The organism is Oceanobacillus sojae, assembly GCF_007991515.1.
Classification (GTDB): Bacteria; Bacillota; Bacilli; order Bacillales; family Amphibacillaceae; genus Oceanobacillus; species Oceanobacillus sojae.
In genome coordinates this window covers 180,139-203,751 of sequence record NZ_BJYM01000003.1, presented here as the reverse complement: position 1 = coordinate 203,751, position 23,613 = coordinate 180,139, and the positions used below count along the sequence as shown (strand labels likewise).

General features: G+C 38.3%; 22 protein-coding genes. 5 read left to right on the top strand and 17 right to left on the bottom strand.

Features of this window, described 5'->3' with window-relative positions; all coding sequences use genetic code 11:
* Nucleotides 1-54: 54 nt before the first annotated feature.
* The 15 genes from OSO01_RS04645 to OSO01_RS04580 all read right to left on the bottom strand — a co-directional run bounded on the left by OSO01_RS04645 (nt 55) and on the right by OSO01_RS04580 (nt 16,266).
* Entirely contained in the window at nt 55-414 is a 360-nt protein-coding gene (locus OSO01_RS04645) for a hypothetical protein (RefSeq protein WP_147209171.1), read from the bottom strand.
* A gap of 253 nt (nt 415-667) precedes the next feature.
* The gene (locus tag OSO01_RS23900) at nt 668-796 is read right to left on the bottom strand and encodes a hypothetical protein (protein ID WP_281289820.1); all 129 of its coding nucleotides are present in this window, start codon (nt 794-796) and stop codon (nt 668-670) included.
* On the bottom strand, nt 796-2,025 hold the full coding sequence (locus OSO01_RS04640) for a helix-turn-helix domain-containing protein (protein WP_186813558.1): 1,230 nt from the start codon (nt 2,023-2,025) through the stop codon (nt 796-798). The genes OSO01_RS23900 and OSO01_RS04640 overlap by 1 nt, the downstream gene beginning before the upstream one ends.
* 378 nt (nt 2,026-2,403) lie before the next feature.
* Entirely contained in the window at nt 2,404-3,189 is a 786-nt protein-coding gene (locus OSO01_RS04635) for an HAD family hydrolase (RefSeq protein WP_147209167.1), read from the bottom strand.
* Nucleotides 3,190-4,014 carry a carbohydrate ABC transporter permease gene (locus OSO01_RS04630; RefSeq protein ID WP_147209164.1) on the bottom strand — a complete coding sequence of 275 codons (825 nt, stop codon included), beginning with the start codon at nt 4,012-4,014 and terminating at the stop codon, nt 3,190-3,192.
* A 21-nt stretch (nt 4,015-4,035) separates the two neighbouring features.
* Complete coding sequence (locus OSO01_RS04625) at nt 4,036-4,959, bottom strand: carbohydrate ABC transporter permease (protein WP_147209162.1); 924 nt, start codon at nt 4,957-4,959, stop codon at nt 4,036-4,038.
* 373 nt (nt 4,960-5,332) lie between these two features.
* Nucleotides 5,333-6,628 carry an ABC transporter substrate-binding protein gene (locus OSO01_RS04620; RefSeq protein ID WP_147209160.1) on the bottom strand — a complete coding sequence of 432 codons (1,296 nt, stop codon included), beginning with the start codon at nt 6,626-6,628 and terminating at the stop codon, nt 5,333-5,335.
* A gap of 159 nt (nt 6,629-6,787) precedes the next feature.
* Entirely contained in the window at nt 6,788-8,083 is a 1,296-nt protein-coding gene (locus tag OSO01_RS04615; protein WP_147209158.1) for an ABC transporter substrate-binding protein, read from the bottom strand.
* Between the two features lie 84 nt (nt 8,084-8,167).
* Nucleotides 8,168-9,055 (bottom strand): N-acetylmuramic acid 6-phosphate etherase, encoded by an 888-nt coding sequence (murQ, locus tag OSO01_RS04610; RefSeq protein ID WP_246145049.1) that lies wholly within the window; start codon nt 9,053-9,055, stop codon nt 8,168-8,170.
* A 38-nt stretch (nt 9,056-9,093) separates the two neighbouring features.
* Nucleotides 9,094-10,119: a serine hydrolase domain-containing protein gene (locus OSO01_RS04605; RefSeq protein ID WP_147209154.1), complete on the bottom strand. Its 1,026-nt coding sequence runs from the start codon at nt 10,117-10,119 to the stop codon at nt 9,094-9,096.
* On the bottom strand, nt 10,120-11,106 hold the full coding sequence (locus tag OSO01_RS04600; RefSeq protein ID WP_147209152.1) for an N-acetylglucosamine kinase: 987 nt from the start codon (nt 11,104-11,106) through the stop codon (nt 10,120-10,122).
* Nucleotides 11,107-11,112: 6 nt separating this feature from the next.
* Complete coding sequence (locus tag OSO01_RS04595; protein ID WP_147209150.1) at nt 11,113-11,982, bottom strand: MurR/RpiR family transcriptional regulator; 870 nt, start codon at nt 11,980-11,982, stop codon at nt 11,113-11,115.
* Between the two features lie 274 nt (nt 11,983-12,256).
* On the bottom strand, nt 12,257-13,795 hold the full coding sequence (locus OSO01_RS04590; RefSeq protein ID WP_147209148.1) for an AbgT family transporter: 1,539 nt from the start codon (nt 13,793-13,795) through the stop codon (nt 12,257-12,259).
* A 9-nt stretch (nt 13,796-13,804) separates the two neighbouring features.
* Nucleotides 13,805-15,088 (bottom strand): amidohydrolase, encoded by a 1,284-nt coding sequence (locus OSO01_RS04585; RefSeq protein WP_186813557.1) that lies wholly within the window; start codon nt 15,086-15,088, stop codon nt 13,805-13,807.
* Nucleotides 15,088-16,266: a M20 metallopeptidase family protein gene (locus OSO01_RS04580; RefSeq protein WP_147209144.1), complete on the bottom strand. Its 1,179-nt coding sequence runs from the start codon at nt 16,264-16,266 to the stop codon at nt 15,088-15,090. The genes OSO01_RS04585 and OSO01_RS04580 overlap by 1 nt, the downstream gene beginning before the upstream one ends.
* Nucleotides 16,267-16,501: 235 nt before the next feature.
* Here OSO01_RS04580 and corA point away from each other — a divergent pair, with 235 nt between their 5' ends.
* The 4 genes from corA (at nt 16,502) to OSO01_RS04560 (ending at nt 20,650) form a co-directional block, all read left to right on the top strand.
* Nucleotides 16,502-17,452 carry a magnesium/cobalt transporter CorA gene (gene corA / locus OSO01_RS04575; protein WP_147209143.1) on the top strand — a complete coding sequence of 317 codons (951 nt, stop codon included), beginning with the start codon at nt 16,502-16,504 and terminating at the stop codon, nt 17,450-17,452.
* A 126-nt stretch (nt 17,453-17,578) separates the two neighbouring features.
* Nucleotides 17,579-18,346, top strand: a complete 768-nt coding sequence (locus tag OSO01_RS04570) for an IclR family transcriptional regulator (protein WP_147209141.1) — start codon at nt 17,579-17,581, stop codon at nt 18,344-18,346.
* A gap of 87 nt (nt 18,347-18,433) precedes the next feature.
* Entirely contained in the window at nt 18,434-19,840 is a 1,407-nt protein-coding gene (locus tag OSO01_RS04565) for an APC family permease (RefSeq protein WP_186813556.1), read from the top strand.
* Entirely contained in the window at nt 19,841-20,650 is an 810-nt protein-coding gene (locus OSO01_RS04560) for a creatininase family protein (protein WP_147209137.1), read from the top strand.
* 46 nt (nt 20,651-20,696) lie between these two features.
* Here the strand turns inward: OSO01_RS04560 and OSO01_RS04555 are convergent, their stop codons facing one another.
* Nucleotides 20,697-21,008 (bottom strand): YrhK family protein, encoded by a 312-nt coding sequence (locus OSO01_RS04555; protein WP_147209135.1) that lies wholly within the window; start codon nt 21,006-21,008, stop codon nt 20,697-20,699.
* A 212-nt stretch (nt 21,009-21,220) separates the two neighbouring features.
* Between OSO01_RS04555 and OSO01_RS04550 the strand changes: the two genes are divergently transcribed.
* Nucleotides 21,221-21,436 (top strand): hypothetical protein, encoded by a 216-nt coding sequence (locus OSO01_RS04550; RefSeq protein WP_147209133.1) that lies wholly within the window; start codon nt 21,221-21,223, stop codon nt 21,434-21,436.
* Nucleotides 21,437-22,087: 651 nt separating this feature from the next.
* Here the strand turns inward: OSO01_RS04550 and OSO01_RS04545 are convergent.
* Complete coding sequence (locus tag OSO01_RS04545) at nt 22,088-23,539, bottom strand: carbon starvation CstA family protein (RefSeq protein ID WP_147209131.1); 1,452 nt, start codon at nt 23,537-23,539, stop codon at nt 22,088-22,090.
* Between the last annotated feature and the right edge of the window lie 74 nt (nt 23,540-23,613).

The window sequence follows — 23,613 nt, the reverse complement described above, 5'->3', positions numbered from 1 at the left end:
GCCTCTAAATGTCTATTTTTCTTTCTAAGCTCTCATTTCACTGTCTCTTTTTGTTTACAATCCTTCTGTATAGAAATATTTCCTGTTTTCATTTGTCTCAAAAGCATCTGAAACAGCGTTTGTACAGTCAATCCAACGCGTTTCTGTGTTTACCTTTTCTATTCTGTTCTCTATTTTCTCTTCAATCTCTTTTAATACTTCTAAAAGTTCAGGTAAGGATAAGTTAAATTCTACAGCTACTTGCTTGTGTGGCGTTTCAGCCCGGAGTAAATCAACAAAATGTTCCGGTGTCAAAGCTCTCTCAGAAATTACATTTTCCATATTTATAACTTTCCCATATAATAATCGTTCCTCTTTTGAGAGGAAGCGGCTAATCACCTTTTCCAAAAGCTTTTTATCTAAGTAATTATCCATTTTAAGCACCTCACTGAAAACCAACTCGTTACAAAACGTAATAATTACGATTTGTAACGGAAATATTATTACTTTACCACGAAATATAAATAAAGACAACATATTCTTCTATAATTAGTTATGAACTTTAAACATTTTTATTTTATCCTACTTCCATAAAATGAATCAAATTTTATTTTACAATACAAAAAAGCTATCATACGCTAATTTAATAGCCCCAGATAGCTTTTTCTTCATTTACGATAAACAGAACTTAAAAATCATCATTAGGATTAAGACTATGCGTTGAATCAGGATACTCAACACTGCCGCCTGCACTTACAGTCATTGTTACGCTGAAAAGTGAGAAAACTACTAATACAGCAATTAATAATTTCTTCATCAAATCCCTCCTTTCATATCCAGAGCGTTTTTTATCTTAAAATAAGCTTGTTTATACTGCTTATTTTGAGAATAATAATTTGATAGTAATACATTATATCGAATGAGAATTTCTGTATCATTTCTCTTCTCAAAAAATGGAATAGCAACAGTTTCCAAATATTCTTTTATATCCTCTTCTTCCAATTGTAATCGAAGCACTTGAAACTTAATAACATGCTCCTTCAAATCAGACTTATCGGCAATCGTTTCTCCTTTGGAAATATACTGTGCTGCTTTTTCTTTATCCTTTATATTTAGATATAAATCGGCTAATGCCTCTATCGTATTTATATTATATTGCTCATCTTTAGAGACAGAGAGACTTCTCTGATAGTAAACAATTGCTTTTTCGATATCCTTCTTATCTTCAAAAGCAAGTCCCATATTATGATAAACTTTGCGAAGCAGGTTTGTATCATCTTTTACGACCTTCTCTATACGGTAATAATAGTCGATTGCTTCATCAAAATTTTTCATTTGATAGTAGTTAATACCTAACAAAAAATAACAAACTGTACATTGGTTATAGTTCATTTCCTGTAAGTATTTATTTAAAGCGGTTTCTAAATGCTGAATCGATTTGTATATGTTGCCCTTCCTGTTGTAAACCAGGGAGAGTTCATAATGAATATCTGCTTTATAAGGATAATTCAGCGAATTTGCCAATCCCAGATATAGCTCAAGCGCTACGTCATAATTGCCGGATACATAATGGTATAAGCCACAAACTCTATTAAATAACGGCATGATTTTCAGATTACCATACTCCTGTAAAGCTTCAACTTCCTGGAATTTTTCTTCCGCTTCTGTCTGTGTTGAAAATCTCAAAGTAAACCGTAATTGAATTAAACTGATCAGTAATTTCATACCGGGATCCAGTGAGTTCTTGTATTTTTCTAAAAACAATTGATAGGCTTCTTCTGCGGCTTTCCGGTTTTCTTTAATTAAATTATAAATTTCTTCTGCTTCCTGAACTACTTCATCACTCATTGCTTCATCTGTTTGAACTAATTCTTGGACACTTATTCCAAATCTTCGGGCCAGCAGCTGTAGGATCTCTTCATTAGGAACGACATTGCCGTTTTCAATCTTGCTGTAATAGGATACAGAACAAATACCTTCAACAATCTCTTGCTGCTTGGATTTTTGTTTGTTTCGTAAAAATTTAAGTTTTTGCCCTAAATCCAACATTCTCTCTCCTCTGTATGAAATTTCTCCTATTCTAAATGTAACATATTTCTAATAAAAATTAGAAGTATATTGCTAAAATTAAAATTTGTCTATATAACAATAATAACAAATTACATTCAGAAAAGTATAAAATTTAACTCAAAACGACAATATTATTCATTTTTCAGCACAAATTCTCAATTTCTCCTTATTTATTACATTATTTTTCTATTTTTAAAGCAAAAAGAAATAAACTGCTCTCTGACAACAGCAGTTTATTCATTCAATCCGTATTCTATTTTTAAACACTTTAATACATTAATATCCTCTCATACCTTATATCTATACAATTTGCTTTTGTTCCAAACATCTTTTTATTTCTTTATCAGGAATTAATTATTTAAGAATAAAGCCGATTTTCTCCGCCAGTTCTTCAACAGATTGCACCACCACTTTTGGAATGCATTCATTCTCAAGAAACGGCATCTCTCTTAATCTGTTTTCTTTATGCCATTTTTCTTCACATATTTTAATAAAACTTGGGTGTGTTGCCCTTTCATCAATCGGGTATGCTAAAACTTCAGCTGGCAGGGCCCTGTGAATAAAAACAGAAAAAACTCCTAATTTATTGGCCAATAATACATCATGGTCAATTCGATCACCAACGTGCGCTGTTATTTCTCCGTCATCCGACAGTTTTTTCAAAACGGCAGGATTCGGCTTGGCAAATCCTGCCGAATCGGATGTAATCACTTCATCAAATACTCTATCGAGACCCAGTTTCTGCAATACCGGGAGCTGATACTTTGAATAACCATTTGTTGCAGCTGCAAGATGGAAGCCTTTTTCTTTGATTCGTTTCAGATAGTCCAGCATATTATCTTCCAGCAAATAAATCTTCGGAGACTCAGAATGCTTGATAACCATCCTTTCTATATCTATAACTGAACCTGCTCCTAAATTCCCTGCTACGCCAGTTATAATATCATCCCAATCATATGCTTCTAAAAATCGCTCTTCACTCATTCTTTGTAAGTGCTCGCTGACAATCAAATCCAGAATATCCTCTTCCGTATCTGTTTCCTTTTTCAACATATTCACAATCTCCGGAAAAACCCATTTTCCGAAGGGATTTTGCATTATTGTTTCATCAAGATCAAATGTAATCCATTTTGTTCCCACTTATTTCACGGCTCCTTCCGTTAAGCTATCCATAAACTGCCTGGAGGCGAATAAAAATGCGACAATCATCGGTAATGACGACAAAGTTAAACCCGCAAACAGCAGATTCCATTGTGTATCATACTCACCGAATAATGTTAACATCCCCAGAGGAATAGTTGATAATGAATCGGTTCGAATAAATATTAACGGATAGAAAAAGTCATTCCAGACATTAATCAGGTTTACAATACCCACAATTGAAATAGCAGGTTTCATTATCGGCAGTACAATCCGGTAATACACTTGAAAATCATTACAGCCATCTAATCTCGCAGAATCCTCCAAGGCTCTTGGAACTGTACGGAAAAAACCATAGAACAAAAATACTGCGAATGGAATTCCACCGGCAACATAGATAAAAATTAAAGCAAATAGGGTATCTACTAAACCTAATTTCAGCATCGTCATATAAAGCGGTATAACAGCCAGCTTCATCGGAAGCATAAGCCCTATCATGAAAAACGCTAACAAATAAGGATTCCATTTAAATCTATATCTTGAAAGATAATATCCAGCCAAAGACGATACAAATAGTACAATAAATACAGAAGCTGAACTGACAATGATACTATTAATAATATAATTGGAAAAATTGACGACTTCCCAAACCTCTATATAGTTATCTAAATTGAAGGAAGTTGGCAAACTTAAAGGATTTGTAAAAATCTCTGCATTTTCTTTAAATGAAGAAACAATCATTAAAAAAATCGGATAGCCAAAAACAAACGTAAATAATGCTAAGACGGCGTACTTTATGATTTGTAATAACGGATTAGTTTTCATCTTCTCTCCTCCTTCACTATTTTACCTTTCGAAGTCTTTCCGCTTGAAGACAAATAAAATGATACTTGTCGCCATGCCGATAATAATAAATAGAACGACTGCAACTGCTGAACCGAGTCCAATTGCCTGCCCTCCATCAACTGTTCCGAAAGCTAAACGGTAAAAGAAGGTTGTCAGTACATCCGTTGAATAATATGGCCCTCCCGAAGATCCCTGCATAGCAAATACATATTCGAATGTTTCAAATGATCCTATAAATGTCAGCACTGTCATAATCATTAGGGCCGGTCCAATCATAGGAAGCGTAATTCTAAATAAAACAGTAAATGAATTAGCTCCATCAATTCTTGCCGCTTCAAAAATTTCCTTATCAATCGCCTGCAGACCAGCTAAAAATATCAGCATAGAAAATCCGATGGACGCCCAGCTGTCAACAAAGATAACACTTAAGAGTGCAGTACTCATATCCCCCAGCCAGGGTCTTGTGAATGCCTCCAGGCCGATTGCTTCCAGCAGTGTGTTAAGCGCACCTCTGGTCGGGTTTAAAATTAGGCTGAATAAAAACCCAATGACAATAACAGACAATAGCTTCGGCAAGAAGAACATGCTTTTAAAAAACTCTTTACCTTTAATTTTACTATGTATAATTAAAGCTAATATAAGTGAGATAACTAGTTGGGTAAGTACTGTAACGAAAAAATAAATCCAGTTATGACTAAATGCATTCAGGAAAAAATCCTTGTACGGTTTTTCTGTAAATAACGTTATAAAATTTTGAAACCCTATAAAATCCATCCGTTCAAATCCATTAAACGAATAAAAGCTGTTCAAGGCAGCCGAAATTAATGGATATAACTGAAAAACACCATAAATCAGTGCAGCAGGAAGTATGAATAAATGAACAAGATGCTTTTTATATCTATTTTTCTGCTTATTTTTAGCCATGGAGTCCACCCTCCCAAAAGGTGAATACACAACCAAAGCTGATTGTGTATTCGTTTTTTATTTAAGTGTGTGTTCAAAAAGTCCTGTAACTAGGATTAAGAAGTTCAAGGCGACTAATTTTTTACGAACGGACTTCCACAGGATGTGGTGACTTCTGTATTGTCCACAAATGTTCTCGGTGGAGCGAGTAATCGCAAAAGCTCTTCGATGGGACGAGTAATCGCAGTCCCAGTCCCATCGGAAAAAGTTAGTCGACGCACTTCTCACGTGTTGTGGTGGCTTTTACGTTGCCCACACGACGTGGGCGCTCTTAGTAGAAGATCCTCTTATCGCCGTGTCATCTTTATTGGACTTTTTGAACATCCTATTTACGTTACTCATCTTCCTCAATCATCTCTAACTCCTCTACTCCCTCTTCTGCAGCTCTCTCTGCATTTTCCTGTGATTGTTCAAGCAATTCTTCCTTTGTGACCTCCCCTAAATACATCCCCTGTAATCCGTCCTCAAAAATACCTTTTGTTGATGGGGAACCTAAACCATACTCAACAAGCATAAGATAAGGAGTTGAATTAGCCTCCGAAGCCTCCATAATTTGTTTGACAATATCATGTGATGCAGTTACGCCCTCTACAGCACTAACCCGGCTTAAATTATCAGTAAATAATTGCCCGAATTCCGGGCTGGCCATAAATTCCATAAACTGCAGGGCTTCTTCTTCATGTTCTGTACCTTTTACAACGCCATATGAACCATCCACCCAATTCATGACTAATGGATCATCTGAACCTTCCTCCTTAAATCCGGGAATTACGCCTATGGAAAGATCAGGGTTACTATTTTCCAATACTTCTAATTGAAAATCTCCATTTACATACATTGCTGCTTCTTCTGTATAAAATAATGCTTGTGAATCAGCATCATCTAAAGCCATAAAGCCGTCAGCTATATATTCTGTAAGCTCTTCCATTCTATCTAAGGATTCCATCATTCGAGAATCTGTTAAATCGGCTGCTCCCTCTGTTATATCTGATACAAATTCATTACCTCCATATGCCGTTGGAGTTATAACCCCGTGCAGCATAGATAACAGCCATGCTTCTCTCCCGCCTACAGATAATGGTGTAACGCCATTATTCTTTAATTCCTGACTGACTTCTATAAAATCATCCCATGTTTCAGGGGGATCCAGCCCATGTTCATTAAAAATATCTATATTGTAATAGATCAGACCAATATTTAAAGACAAAGGTATTCCATAGGTATTTCCGTCACTTCCCTGCGCAGCTTCTAAATATGATTCGTCAAAGTTATCAATACCTTCTATATCATCTAAAGCCACTAAATATCCATTGTCTGCAATTGTCCGGGCACCAGTATAAGGTCTGAGCTGCACAATGTCAGGTCCTGTTCCTGATACTAAGGCATTGGTTAAGATAGTATTATATTCCGTAGCTTCAAATGGATTAAATTTAATTTTAATATTTGGATTTTCTTCCTCAAAAGCAGCGATTATCTCCTCATATGCAGATCTGTCCTCTGTTCTCCAGCTATACATTTCTAGTTCTACGGCATCTTCATTTGAATTACCGGAACTATCCTCGCTTCCGCATCCAGCAGCTATCCCGCTGAATAAGATAAAGAATATTCCAATAAACAGCTTTTTCTTCATTATTGAAAACCTCCTCTGTGTTTTATCACAGCGCGACTCTTTCTTCTGAGATGAATAAACGCTGCAGGACGCTTTTTTAGAAGCGCTGCCAAAATATTAAAGAAAATTTATTGACTGCTTATTCTCAATAACGGAAGACCCAAAGTTCTCCAATTACCTTTACTCATCTTCTTCAATCATCTCTAACTCTTCTACTCCCTCTTCTGCAGCTCTTTCAGCGTTTTCCTGTGTTTGTTCGAGCAGGGCTTCTTTCGTAATTTCTCCCAGATACATTCCCTGCAGTCCGTCTTCAAAAATAGTTTTTGATGTCGGCGAGCCCTCTCCATAATGGACAAGCATAAGGTAAGGTGTAGAATTTGCTTCTGAAGCCTCTGTCACCTGCTGAACAATTTCGTGTGTAGCTGTTACTCCATCTACAGCACTAACACGACTCAAGCTATCGCTGAACGTTTGTCCGAACTCCTGCGATGCCATAAATTCCATGAATTTCAGAGCCTCTTCCTCATGCTCTGTCCCTTCAACGACTCCGTAAGAGCTGTCCACCCAGTCCATTACCAGCGGTTCTTCTGCATCCTCCTCCTTGAATCCAGTAATAACACCAACAGGAATATCTGGAATGTTATTTTCAAAGGTTTCTAATCGATAGTCTCCATTAATATACATCGCTGCTTCTTCCGCATAAAATAGAGCTTGTGCGTCATTATCATCTAAAGCAATAAAATCATCCGGCAAAAATGCTGTAATTTCTTCCATTCGATCCAGGGATGCCAGCATGCGCTCGTCCGTTAAATCAGTATTTCCTTCTGTTAATTCATCTACAAATTCGTTACCTCCGTATGCTGTCGGCGAAATAACACCGTGAAGCATCGATAATAAATATGCGTCTCTTCCCCCTTGAGCTACAGGAATAATATCATTAGCCAATAATTCCTCACTAACGCTTACAAAGTCCTCCCATGTCTCTGGAACATCTAAACCATACTCTTCAAAAATATTCTGATTATAAAAAATGACACCTACATTTAAAGATAATGGTATTCCATAAGTACTTCCGTCACTTCCCTGTGCTGCCTCTAAATAAGAATCATCGAAGTTTTCAATGCCTTCTATATCATCTAAAGCCACTAAATATCCATTATCGGCAATTGTCTGGGCACCTGAATATGGTCTCAGCTGCACAATATCAGGTCCTGTTCCCGAAACCAGTGCGTTGGTTAAAATCGTATTATATTCCGTAGAATCAAACGGATTGAATTTAATTTTAATACCCGGATTCTCTTCTTCAAATGCAGCAATTATCTCCTCATATGCAGACCTGTCTTCTGTTCTCCAGCTGTACATTTCTAGTTCTACTGCATTTTCATTCGAGCTGCCGGAGCTGTCTCCGTTTCCACATGCAGCAAGTATTCCGCTGCATATAATTAAAAACATTCCAAGCAATAGACTCTTCTTCATTACTAAAACCTCCTATTAATTATTAAGATTTGTATAATTCCTAAATTATCCGGAGCAGCAATATGCTTATCCTCCCATGTATGTCTACTCTTTGCTCCATTCACTCAACGCTTTAACAAAGTTCCCCTGATGCTTCTTCAATCTTTCTTGAGCTATTTTTGCATCAACATCAAACATCAGCATCAGTATAGCTGCTTTCGTATCTCCATCTGCTTTGTCATAGACCTGGCCGGCCTCTTTATCGCTTGCCTGAGTCAATTCTTTAATAATAGATATAGCTCTATTTCGCAGCTTCTTGTTTTTGGCTTGTAAATTAATCATCAGATTTTCATATACTTTTCCCGTCCGCACCATGGTTACTGTAGACAGCATATTCAACACCAGTTTTTGAGCTGTTCCCGCCTTTAACCTTGTTGATCCGGTTAAAATTTCCGGGCCTACAGGAAGCTCAATAGCAATATCCACTTCCTCTGATAATCTAGTATTCTCGTTACAGGAAATTCCAATTGTTTTTAATCCTAATGCTTTTGCCTTCTTTACTGCTCCCAGCACATAAGGAGTCTGCCCGCTTGATGCAATCCCTACAACTACATCACCCAGGTTGGCAGCTTCCCTTACATCCTGCTCACCAAGCTGATCATCATCTTCTGCATTTTCGATAGCAATACGCAGTGCTTTATCTCCACCAGCGATAATCCCTTGAATAACATCAGGAGCTACACCAAAAGTTGGCGGGCATTCAGATGCATCCAAAACACCCAGCCTGCCGCTTGTTCCTGATCCTAAATAGATTACTTTATGCTTTTTCTCAATTGCTTCTACCATAGCTTCTACAGCCTTCTCTATTTGCGGCAAAGCTTTCTCTACAACACCAGGAACTGTTTTATCCTGTTTATTCATCATCTGTAAAATTTCATAAGTTGACTTTTCATGTAGGCGGTTCGATTCTTTATTTCTCATCTCTGTCTGCATACACATACATCCCTTCTCTTCTGAAATATCCTGGCAGCTTACTGGCTGATTAATGTTTCATAAACCAGCGTGTGAAACTTTCTTCTGATTTCAGGTAATCGATGCTCCCTCCCGTAATGGACCATGTTAGTTAGCAAGACGGTAATAATTTCTTCTTTTGGATCAATCCATAGGCTTGTTCCAGTAAACCCGGTATGGCCAAAAGAACCGTTGGACCAGGCTGGACCGCAAGTTGCTCCAATAGATTTGTCACATAATACTTCAAAGCCCAGACCCCGATTTTGAATCACATTTTCTTTGATTAAAGCCATTGTCTGGGGTTTTAAAACCGACTGTGTTTCCGGATACAGCCAGTAATTTGCATAGGCTGCTACATCCTTAACAGTTGAAAATAAACCTGCCGAACCGCTGACCCCTCCCAGATGGAATGCCTTTTCATCATGAACCTCACCATGCACATATTTCTCATTAACTTTCTCAGTGGCTGCAATTTTATTTTTCTCAATCTGTTCAGGCAGGAAGTCCGTATCTGTCATGCTCCATGGTTGATATAACTCTTTTTGGGCAAATACATTCAGCTTCTGCTTCGTTATTGTTTCTATTAATTTTCCCAGTATAATCATGCCGATATCACTGTATAATACTTGGGTATCAGGAGGTTGAACTGCTTTGCAATTCAGAACTTCCTTCCATACATCTCTTTGTTGATAGCGGTTTTTAAAGGCTAAATCTGCAGAAACGCCTGATATATGCTGCAGGAAATGGCGGATAGTAATGTCTTCCAGAGGAAATTCGGAAAGATATTTACTCACCGTATCATCTATATCCAATTCCCCTTGTTCATATAAAAATAAAATACTAGGCAGTGTACACATGACTTTTGTTAAGGAAGCTAAATCAAAATAAGTATCTGCTGTAACTGGAATACGTTCCCCCTGATTGTTTAAAAATGAGCCTGCACTGCTTAATGTCTTTCTCTGCTTCCCGTGCTGAATAAGATAAACTGCTCCAGGAATTTCATCTTTCGCTATCAATTCCTCCAAATACTGTTCATAAGCATTCATTTACAAACCTCTTTTCTGCCGGCCACTTGTATTTGTAAGCATTGTTTCAATTTGTTCTGCAGAATAACCCTGCTGTTTAAGAACGAGCACAATACTTCCGACAACGGGATGCCTTTGTGCTTTGATTACCTTTACTGATGAAATCGCAGCTAATTCAGCTGTTACTTCTTTGACTATAAAATCATTTTGAAAAATTCCTCCGGCCAGTACAAATGGAATATTCTTTACATCTGTCTGGAACAATTTTTGAAATAAAATCCCCCCGCGCCGGGCTATCCCCTTAGCAGTCTCTCTGATAATATTTATAGCAACTTCATCTTTTTGATTTGCTGCCTGAAAGACATAACTTGCGAACGCTGCTATCCGCTGCTTCTCAAAATCCTGATAAAGAATAGGAACCAAATCTTCCATTCTGTTAATAGTCTCCCCTTCTAGGATGAGACTTGTCAGCATTGTTTCAGGCCCTAATCCATCTAATTCATCAAATACAGCTATCAAAGCCTGGGAGCCTATATGATAACCACTGCCTGGATCACTGCCTACTAAATGTCCCCATCCTCCGACACGGACTGTTTTTGCTTGATGGACGCCAATGGTGATTGCCCCTGTTCCACAAATAGATACGATGCCATCCCTGCCAAGTGTTTCTGAATAAAGGGCTATTTTTCCATCATTTTCAACTACGAATTCTTTTATTTTATGTAAACACAGAGAGGATTCTTGAAAGTACTTTAACCATTTAATCTGATCTGCTTTTCTTCCCAGTCCTGCAACCCCCAGACCGATTGATAATTCCGTATTTTCAGATAAAAAATGAGCTTCATATGCTTTGTTTATAAGACGATTAACTACCTCCACAGAATGCGCATAGCTGGTGCTATGCGGATTTGCAGCATCTTCCTCCTCTTCCCATATGAATCCTTTCTCCTCATGAAATAAACTTGCTTTGGTTTTTGTACCGCCGCCATCAATTCCTAAAATATACATCTCTCTTCACCCTTTTTTAGGATTTCGAAATTCTCTTTGTAAAGCTTCTCTCGTCTGATTCAGGTAATGGATTGTGGCATCATAATTCCTTGAAGCAACACCCGTAAACAAAATATCAATGATATTAAGCTGTGCAATTCTTGATGCTGTTGCTGCACTTCGAACCAGATCGGACTCTACGGATGAAACACATAGATGAATATCCACTAATTCAGATAACGTATTTTTTCCATATCTTGTAATTGCCACTGTTACAGCATTATTTTGTTTCGCATTCCTGATTGCTGAGAGTACATGCTTGGTCTCTCCTGAATAAGAAATTCCGACAGCAACATCATTCTCTCTAAGCGTCACCGACGAAGTTAATTGTAAATGTGCATCCTCGTATGCGGTACAGTATTTATTAATTCTCAGGAACTTCTGCTGTGCATCCTGAGCAATAACCTGTGATGCTGCCGCTCCATAAAAATCAATTCTGTTTGCTTTATTTAAAGCTTCAATCGCTCTCTCTACACTATTTATTTCTAAAATTTTTAATGTCTGTCTGATTGACTCAATATTTTTTTGTGAAACTTTCTCAATCAATGAATTGACATTTTCATCAGATATAATTTCATTACCGTTATAGATATTTAATTCACTGGTCTGCAGGTCTCCAGCAATTCGCAGCTTTAAATCCTGAAAACCGGAAACTCCTATATTCTTGCAAAGACGTGTAATTGCAGCCTGACTTGAGCCACTCCGGTTCGAAAGCTCTTTAATCGATAACCGTACAATCTCCTCAGGGTTTTCTAATATATAAACTGCAGCATTTTTTTCAGCCGGTTTTATGTGATTCATCGCTTCTCTTATTCGAATTAGACCATCATTATTCATAGTTTTGTAAACCCTTTCACATATGATTTATATGGAGTATATTACAGTTGAAATTTAATGTCAATATTTTTATAATATTAAAATTAAATTTCAAATATAGTATTTCATCACATATAAATGCAGATTTTATATTTTTGAAAATTTGTTATTACAACATGCAAAAGCTGCCTGCCTTACAAGAGCATAAAACAAAACCCGGTCTGCTTCACAACTTCGACAGCAGACCGGGTTTCCTACGACTAATATTTTTATATTTTCATTTTACAATTTACCATTACATGTTTACGCCGACTCCCGGCCCAAACGGAATTCCTAAAAGCGCAAAGATAATCAGCATAACCACCCATATTCCAAAGAATGAAAGTGCGTATGGGAGCATCATGGAAATAAGTGTACCCAGACCTGTATTCTTCTGATAATTCCTCATCACTGCAAGTACGAGCAGAATATATGGGTTCAGCGGTGTAATAACACTCGTTGATGAATCAGCAATACGATACGCCGCCTGGATAAATGCCGGATTATAATCCAGCAGCATAAACATTGGTACAAATATTGGTGCCATTAAAGCCCATTGTGCAGAGCCGGAAAATATAATTAAATTCAGTAAGGTCATTAGCACTGAGAATGCAATAACAATAGGCAGCCCTGTTAAATTAATAGAAATCAATGCGTCTGCACTATTTACAGCAATCCATGTTCCCAGGTTACTCCAATTGAAATAAGCAATAAATTGAGCTGCAGCAAATATTAATACAATATAGCCTGCCATCCCTTTAATGGATTCTGCCATATAGGTTACAACATCATTTTGTGATTTAATTTTTTTGGTGGTTATTCCGTATGCTGAACCTACCGTAATAAATAACAAGAGGATGATTGGCACGATATTACTTAAAAGCGGGGATGGTATAAGTCCGCCATCTTCATTTGTCAGGCTGGAGCCGGGAAGGAAAATTAAAAGCAGTACAACAGCTATATAAATCAGAGCAGCTATAACAGCATTCCGTAAGCCTCTTAATTCCAGCGCTGTCACTTCATTGACTTCTTTCTCAACATTTCCTTTGTATTCTCCAAGTCTTGGCTCCACCAATTTATCAGTTATTAATCCTCCGACAATTGTCATGATAAAAACAGAGGCTGCCATGAAGAAGTAGTTATCGACAGGTGTCACAATAAAGCTTTCATCAATAGATTTTGCTGCTTCTGTTGTAATTCCGGATAAGAGTGCATCTGTACCTGTCACAAGGATATTTGCCGTGAATCCGGAGCCGGCACCCGCAAAACCTGCCGCCAATCCAGCAAGAGGGTGCCTGCCAATGGTATAGAAGACCATTGCTGCCAACGGTGGAATAAGGACAAATGCCGCATCAGAAGCAATGTTCCCTAGAATACCAACAAATACTACTGCATAGGTTATTAAAGACTTCGGAGCCTTTAGAATCGAGCTTTTAATTGCCGTTTCCAACAATCCAACTTTATCAGCAAGGCCGATACCAAACATCATTACCAACACAAGCCCTAAAGGAGCAAACCCTGTAAAGTTGCTTATCATAGAGGATAGTATAAATTCTAACCCCTCAAAAGACAGCAGGCTTTTAATTTCGAGCATTTCTCCCGTCCCCGGGTGCTCAACCGTTGCTCCGAACCAATGAAAAATCATCGATAAAATCATTACAATTCCAGCTAGATAAATAAATATAAAAAACGGTTCAGGCAGCTTATTACCTATTTTTTCAATAACATTTAAAAGGCCTTTGCTTTGCTGTTCTCCGTTATCTGTATTATTTCCATTTTTGTTTTCTTCGGACATACTGTCACCTCACTTATGCTGCAAATAATTTATGATATCAATATATACTGATACAGCTGTCCGAACAGCGTCTTCATCTATATCAAAATTTGGATGATGATGCCCGGCCGGTAACAAACTAGGGAAAACCATGTATGTGGCAAGCCCGCCATTTTTCTGAACATGGTCAATCATATATGACGCGTCTTCAGAAGCTTTCAATGGCAGCACATCATAAATTTCTTTTACATCTAAATTTTTTTCACATGCATCTTTTACAATTTGAATCCATTCTGCGTCACACTTAGATCCCAATCCCTGCCCCATAAACCGGATACTGGCTTTGACATCGTGCATGGCAGCTGCTGCCTGAATAATTCTCACTGCTTCATCGTACATATATTGATTTAACTCTGTCGTTTCTCCCCGTGTTTCCACCAGCATTACAGCTTCATCTGCAATCACATTCCGTCCGCTGCCCCCAGATAAACGACCTACATTAATTCTTGTTGTCCCATCTCTATGCCGGGGGATAGCATTTAATTGAAGCAATGCTGTTGCCGCTGCAGTTAAGGCATTTTTCCCTTCATTGGGCTCTACACCTGCATGTGCAGATTTTCCTGTGAAGGTTACATCAAATTTTGTGCTTGCCAGTAATTGATCAGCTGTTGCTGCTATACTGCCTGCCTGTAAAGAATTAATGCCCAGATGACCACTCATAAAATAATCTACCTTATCCAGCCAGCCTTTTTGAACAATACTGTTTGCTCCTCTTAAGCCTTCCTCAGCCGGCTGAAAGATAATCGTGAATTTCCCTGTCAGCTCATCCTTATGTGCATCCAGGTATTTTGCAACAGCAAGACCAATGCTAATATGCCCATCATGCCCACATGCATGCATTTCCTTTGGATGCTGTGAGAGAAAGCCTTTATCAAATGGCACATGTCCTTTTTCATCGGACTCAGTGATAGGCAAGCCATCAATATCATATCTCATCGCAATGTGCGGACCTTTTCTTCCAGTATCTAATACTGCCACTACTCCTGTATGACCGCCATCAAGCTTTTCAGCAAAAGCTTCTGGAACACCATATGCTATTGCCCTTTCTTTACTTGCTTCGATTTCTCCCGCTGTTGGAACTCCATAGCGTTCATCGCTTTCTAATATTTCTCTTCCAATATATAAATCAAAAGACAGACTTTGCAATAATTGATAAATTTCATAAGTAGTGATAAACTCCGTAAATCCAACCTCTGGAAAGATGTGAAACTTCCTGCGTACATCAACAGCAAACTCCTGCAGTTCTTTATGCATTATTTATCCCCCTTGAGTGTCTGTAGTGTATCGATAGCTGCTTGTGTCATTGTCGTAACACCGTATTCTACAGCATCTTCATTGAAGCGGAACGCCGGGTTGTGTAATGGCTTCTGGCCTTCACCGACAGAGCTCCCCAGCCAATAATAGACACCAGGATATTTTTGCAGGAAGCGGCTGAAATCTTCTCCTGCCAGACTCGGATTCAGTACTGGAGCAGCTTCTTCCCCATACAGACCGGTTACGGTCTTTCGTATTTGTTCAGCCCACTCTGGGGTATTTATTGTGGCCGGGTAACCGTCCAGGTATTCAATTTCGACTTCTGCTCCCATAGCCGCTGTAACATTTTTTACTATCTCAATGAATCTTTGCTTAATCATTTGTTTCGTTTTATCAGATTGTGTTCTGACCGTCCCAAGAATTTCTGCTGTTTCGGCTATAACATTATGCTGTGTCCCCGCTGTAATCTTTCCGACTGTCACTACAGCTGGTTCAAAGGGATCTGCATTCCTGCTTGTAATTGTCTGCAATGCATTGATCACCTGATTAGCCACAATAATAGCATCAACTGTATCATGTGGCATCGAGGCATGTCCGCCAGAACCTTTAATAGTTAATTTAAATCGGTCAGAGTTACCCATAATTGGTCCAGCCATCACGCCAAATGTACCTACCGGCAAGCCTGGCCATACATGCTGGGCGATTAATACATCCGGCTCATGCACATCAAAAACACCATCATCCATCATCTTTTGGGAACCGCCGGTCGGCGACTTCTCTTCAGCAGGTTGAAAAATCAATAAGACCTTCCCAAAAATCTCGTCCTTCCTGGCCAATAGTGAACGAGCCGCACCAATAAGCATTGCTGTATGAGCATCATGACCACAAGCATGCATAACCCCCGGATTTTTAGAGCTGAAGGATTCTCCAGATATTTCATCAATTGGCAAAGCATCTATATCTGCTCTCAGCCCAACTGTCTTACCCGGATGAGATCCTTCAATTACTCCTAATACACCTGTTCCCGCATATCCAGCTGTATAAGGTATTCCATATCTATCTAACTCTTCTTGTATTATTTTGGATGTTTCAAATTCTTTATCACTTAATTCTGGATTTTCATGTAATAAACGGCGAAATTTAATAACATCTCCGACAATATCAGTGCGAACTGACATAACATCACTCCTCTTTATATATTTGGAAATTTCTGTTTTAAGTCTAATGAACACAACTCCAAATGTCAATTTACTTAACACAGCCCTGCTTCTTTATTATTATAATTAAGGACTGTTTCAGCATACCATTTAAAAATTGATTTGTTCACCTTCTTCCAATGTAATTATTTTTTGTTATATAATAAAGACTACTAATTACTGAGAGCTATTTCATTCCACAAATAAGGAGCTTACTATGCCAATCTTCATACATTATCAAACAGCTTCAAAAGAATGGGAGCAAACAGAAAATACCAATGCTGTACCAGACGATGCGCTTTTTATATGGTACGATTTTATTAATGCAACCTCAGAGGAAAGCGAACTGCTTGCTTCCAAATTTCATTTTAATACGCTGGCCATAGAAGATACGATAAAGACTGTTTCACGTCCAAAATTTAAAGAATATCAAGAATACCAATTCTTAGTCTTACACCTGATAAATCCAAAAGATTACCGTGCACAAGCTATTAATCTCTTTATGAAAGATAATATCCTTGTAACCTATCATCAGGACAGGCTGAAAAAGCTGGGCAATATAGAAAAAGCTATTCAGAGGCGCTACCCTTCCCAGCTTGTTACACCCGCAGATATCGCTTTTATTATTTTAGATCTTATCGTCGATAGTTATTTTGAATACGTGTACCATATCGAAGACGAAGTTTTTTCTTTTGAAGACCGGCATGTTAATGATGCTACAGATAACAAGCTGATGGAGGATGTATTCCAGATCCGTTCGCTTATTATTAAACTCAAACGCGTCACCGTACCGATGCAGGAGCTTATTCAGCATGTAAAAGACGAAACATCCTTCATAAAAACAAAGAAGCAGAAAATGTATATACACCATATTGAGGACCATATTATTAAACAGATGCATATCATTAAGTCCGCACAGGAAATGACTGGAGATATTCGGGATAACTATGATTCTTTAAACTCCTACCGCTTAAATAATGTTATGAAAATATTAACGCTGGTTTCTGTTATCTTTCTTCCTCTGACATTAATTACTGGAATTTATGGCATGAACTTTCGGAATATGCCAGAATTACAATGGGATTTTGGCTATTTTGCAGTTCTTGCTGTTATGCTGTTTATCAGTGTTATACTTATTATTTATTTTAAATTTAAGAAATGGTTTTAATAGAAGGGAGACAATTTTTATGTCTTTCTTTTTTTATTTTGAATCCCCTTCTTTCTCTACCCTTCCAATAAATACGAATGATATACTTTATCTAAATAAGAAAATCCAATCAAATGGGGGATCTCTATGAATGACAAAAAATCACTAAGCAGCATTGAAAAAGCACTGCAGCTCCTTAACTGCTTCTCAGAAAAAAAGTTTCAGATGACCGCTGAAGATTTGGCGAGAACTACTGGAATCCCAAAGTCATCAGTATTCCGTATGCTTGCTACATTAGAAGATTACAACTATATTAAACGAACCAAAACTGCCCATAAAACATGGTATAGTCTTGGTTTCTCTTTATTTGAAAAAGGAATGATGGTACATCGCCAATTTAATATTAGAGATTATGCAAGAAGCAGAATGGAAGAGCTTCGTAATGAGTGGAACCTGAATATACAATTAGCTGTCCAGGATGGGCATGATGCTTTATACATAGAACAAGTCCCATCCTGGCGGCCTATACAACTATATCCTGCTATTGGCAGAAGGGCTCCTCTCTACGCAGCTTCATGCCCAAGAACACTTTTAGCTTATATGGGGGAAAGCGAGCGAATCGCTATCCTCCATAAAGCAAAATGGACAAAGTTCACACCAGCAACACCAGCTGGTATAGAGGAGACGGAAAAAGCAATTCAGCAAATTATAGAGACAGGTTATAGTATCAGCAGAGGAGAGCTTATCGAAGGAACAACTGGGATCGCCGTCCCCATTTTTGAACCGGTAACTAATAATATTCTGGCTGCTCTAAGTATAGCTGGATTAGATACAGATTTTGAAAAAGATGAACTTTATTATATTAAGATACTGAAAGAAACAGCAAAAGAAATCCAGGATTCAATAAAAAAGTGAAAATTTTAATATATTCAATAGATTTATTTTTCTGATTCTTATATAATGGATTTCAAATATCATTATATGAGATGGAGGTTAAATTATATGGCCGTTGCAAATAACAGCACGACAAGCAATCTGAAACGCGGCTTGGGATTTGTTGATTTATGGAGTGTCGGAGTAGGTGCTCTCATTGGCGGAGGAATATTCACGGTTATTGGACCCGCAGTGGCCGAAGCTGGTCCTGGTTTATTTATTGCCTTTATTATTGCAGGAGTAGTTGCGACACTCTCCTCTATGAGCTACGCGGAATTAGCTTCTATCTGGCCTTATCAAGGGGCTTCGTATGCCTATTCTAAGTTTGCTTTTGCACCAATATCCTCTCACTTAGGAAAATTAGTTGCTTTATGGTGTGCAGGATTATACTTCTTATCATTTTCTTTTGCTGCTGGTGCAGTAAATCTGGGCTTTGCGGGGTATTTTAATTTCATTTTTCCGAACCTGCCCCCAACAATTGTTGCACCAGTTATTTCCATCGTTATCACCGGGCTGCTTTTAGTGGGAATCAAAGCCACCGGAAAGGTAAACACATTTTTCTCTATTATTCAAGTAGTTGCATTGTTTGCTATTGCTGTTATTGCCATTTCAGCTAACCCATTGGGACCATTTGAACACAATAATTTTTTACCTAATGGGTGGAGCGGTGTTTTTGCAGCTACTGCTTTGATCGCATTTGGACAAATGCAGGTTGAAGCCGTTTTAACACTTGGTGAAGAGGCCAAAAATCCGAGAAGAAATCTGCCGCTGGCACAAGTTTCTGCTCTCATCACTGTTGTTATTTTATATATTGTAACGGGGTATGGTGTGGTATCATCAGCAGACCCGGCAGAGTTGGCGGCCTCCAGTGCTCCTTTATCTCTAGCAATTGAAAATGTACTGCCGGGTATCGGCGCAGTATTAATTGCCATTGCTGCATTAACGGCAACAGGGACTTCTACACTCGGCTGCTTACTCGGATCTTCACGAATGCTTTATGCCGGCGCACGTGAAAATGCATTCCCCCGTATTTTTGCAAAGGTGGGAGAAAAATCAGGAGCACCATATACGGCTATTATCTTTACTGGTATTATCGCCCTCCTAGCAACAATGACGACTGTACTGGGATATGCCAAAGCAATCAATTTATTAGTAAGTGCAGCCGTATTTGCAAACTGGTTTATGATGGCACTTATGAATATAGCTCTGGTGATAGTACGGGTGACCCGAAAAGAACTCACTCCCAGCTTTCGTTATCCTATAAATATTAGGAACATTCCAATATTAGCGATATTAGCAGCTATTGCCTGTATATGGATTCTCACATATATTGAACCGTTGCCTTTGCTGATCGGCTTTTCATGGATTGTTTTATTAACTATTTGGTATTTCGTCTATTCCAAAGACCGCTGGGATTTGTTAGATGAAGAGCAGATGAAAGAATTAACACGTAATACAGAAAAGGAGTCGAATTAAATGAAAAAATTATGGTTACAGGAAAATAAATGGGAAGATGTAGAAAATTATTTAAAGCAAAAAAGTACGATAATGATGCCATTTGGAAGTGTAGAACAGCATGCCAAGCATCTTCCGTTGGGAACGGATGCTTATCTATCCCAGCAAATTGCCGAAGATGTTGCCAAGGAAACTGGCACACTGATTGCTCCGCCAGTATGGACAGGCTGGGCGCCGCATCATATGGCTTATAAAGGAACTATTACATTACGCCCTGAAACATTAACAAGCATTGTTGAAGATATGTGTGAAAGTCTCATATATCATGGATTCAGTAAAATTATTTTAATCAATGGACATCGTGAGGCCAACTTACCTCCAATTAAAATTGGTATGACAAAAGTACGAAACCGGACAGGTGCTTTCCTGGCAATAGCTGATCCTTTCTATATTAATGCTGAAAAAGGAAAGGAGCTCAGTGAAGTTGCAGAGGGAGGTATTGGTCATGCAGAAGAACTCGAAGCCTCTCAAATGTACCATTTCTTCCCTGACCTTTGTTCACCAGAAAAAGCTGAAATTAATATCCCGAAGCACCATCGTTTTATGCAGCATGACCCTCATGTCTCCGGTGATAAAATGATTACTGCCAGTGATGTCGGCACATACAGGCAGGCAACAAAAGGAATCGGTATCATGGGGGATGCTACAAAAGCAGACGCAGTAAAAGGAAAAATCTATCATGATACTATGATTGCCAATATCGCTGAATTTGTAACCTATTGTGAAGAAAAGATAGATGTAGAAATCCGAAAAAAAGATATTCCTTTATAAAACAAAACTTCTTTCACGAACAGATTCTGAAAAATCCTGCAGCCGTTCAAATTAACTTAACGGCTGCAGGATTTATTAGATTCTTTATTATGAGAAGTATTTTCCCCCGAACCGACAAATGGAAATCATGTACAATCGAAATAACAGGACGAATCAGCATTTGAATACTACCGATTACGAATAAGACAGTTCCTGCAAACATTGTACTGTCTTTAAAGAACATAATGCTTCCCATCAGGAAAACTAATCCAAGAATCACATCATTAATCTGATAGAGCAGCTTATAAATCGAGGTTACTTTTAATTCCACCCGCTCCAGATGCAAATCCAGTTCCCTGTTATACTTATTAAACGACATACTGTTTTCCCTCCTTCCGAACTACCTTACCCATTATTAGGAAAGATGTAAATTTTTATACTTTGAATAACTGAAAACAGTGTCTATTTTAAATTTGCCTTCTTTCATCCTGATTCTTATTCATGTTATGATTTATTAAGTTGCATTATCGATCACTATAGACTACAGGCTGGTTGATCAGTCTAAAAGCAAATACGTTGGGAGCACATTTTATGAAACCACTTTTACTGAGTATATCCGGTTTAATGATTATTATATTTACAATTACCAGTTTTATTGTTTACCAAAAACCGGCTTTTTTTATGGCCTCTCCAGTTACTGGCTATTCTTCTTTTGCTCTTTACCACCAAAAGATTCAAGCTAATCAGTATCGGCATTACGGTTCTTTTGATAGCAGGTCAGTTAACCATGCTCTCCAGCAGCAATGAGCTTGTTAAAAGCGTGACAGTCCTTTCTCCTGATAAACAGCATGTTTTATCTATCAAAGAGAATATGCAAACAAATGAGATGATCTATTATCGTCCTTACTTCGGCATTTTTTGCCCGCGCACAGGAGAGACTTCCTTCTACAGTTGCAGGTGAGGTGAAAGTAGAATGGCTGGCGAAAACGTTATTGCTGCTGTCACTTATCAAACAATCGGTAATTCTATCCAGCAATTTATTGCTACTTACGGAGACAGAGGTGATGGAATGGAACAAGCTACTATTACATAGGAGCACAGACACATGGTGCATGGCAAGGTAAAAATGTAGATTTAACCAGCGATCCAGAGGGGATTACAATCACAGCTAATGGCGAAACAGAACATTTTGATCGGGAAAACACACAACAATTTGGAACTCTGGCCATTGTTTTAAAAAAGGATAACGCAGCTGCCTGGACTATCTCTTTGGATGAGAATATTACATTATACCGTGCTACGATGGAGGATAATGAACCCGTTAAGCTTCAAAGGAAAAACGAATTGAGTGCAAACAGGATTCTCACCGGCATAAGACCTTTACGTTGAAAGCTTTTTCAACGAATTGAATACAAACAAAGGAAAAGATGCCTATCTCCAGGCATCTTTTCCTTTGTTTTAAGAAGCTTTCTTCCAATCCGAAACATCCACTTCAAGCGGAATATTATTAGCGCGTGCTTTAACAGCAGCTTTAAAGAATAGAACAACCAGGATCGCTGCACCCACGAATCCACCGCCCCATGATATATTCATAGGTAAATTAAATCCGATTGGCTGTGATAAAATATAGGTAATCACCATAATCAGCATAAAAGTTCCCGGTATCAGCGCGACAAAATAATTCTTTCTGGCAATATAGAGGTACATCGATGCTACAAAGAGAGCAATTACTGCCGTCGATTGGTTTGCCCAGTTAAAATAACGCCACAATAAATTAAAATCAATTTGCGTTAAAACAACAGATACTGCGAATAACGGCAATGCAATCCACAAGCGGCTAGAAAACTTTTTCTGCGCAACTTTTAAATAGTCTGCAATAATCATACGCGCACTTCGAAAAGCTGTATCTCCGGAAGTTATTGGCAGTACAATGACACCAAGCACAGCAAGTGTTCCACCGATGGCTCCCAGTAATGTTGTCGAAGCTTCACTTACAATAGCCCCAGGTCCGCCCGCTGCTAAAATTTCGTTTAATCCATTATAACCGCTGAACATACTCATAGCAGCTGCAGCCCAGATCATTGCAATAATCCCTTCGGCAATCATCATACCGTAGAAAATTTTGCGTCCTTCTTTTTCTCTTCTTGTGGTACGTGAAATAATTGGTGTTTGTGTGGCATGAAAGCCGGATAAAGCACCACAGGAAATGGTAAAGAATAATAATGGAAAAATTGCAGCTCCCTCAGGATGGAAATTCTGGAAGGAAAGCTCTGGAATTGGAGCTCCTGTAACAACCAGACCAATTCCTACACCAAGTGCACTGATTAAAAGCAAAGCGCCAAAATAAGGATAAAGTCTGCCAATAATTTTATCAACAGGAAGTAATGTAGCTAAAATATAGTAAACAAAAATAAATGCAATAAAAATCCATAATGCTACACGTCCATCTGAAAGTAAATGAAGCAGACTTGCCGGAGTAGAAACAAATACGGTCCCAACTAATAATAACAGTAATACTGCAAACCCATTTACAACATGCTTCATAACCTTCCCCAGAAACTTACTCGCAAGCTCCGGTAAATGTGCTCCTCGATTACGAATGGAGATCATTCCTGTTAAATAATCATGCACTGCCCCTGCAAAAATACAGCCTACTACAATCCAGATGAATGCAGCCGGCCCATATAACGCTCCCATAATCGGACCAAATACCGGACCCGTCCCTGCAATATTCAAAAGCTGAATCAGTGAATTTTTCGGCGTGCTCATTGGAATATAGTCCACACCGTCTCCATTAACATAAGCAGGAGTTGGACGATCTTCCTTTACCCCAAACATTTTCTCAATAAATTTCCCATACGTAAAATATCCAATAATTAATAAAACAATTCCCGCCAGAAATGTATACAAATTTTCTCCCCCTTTATAAGCTTTACAGTGAACACGCTTTCATAAAGTATAAAATATACAAGATCAAAAGAGGA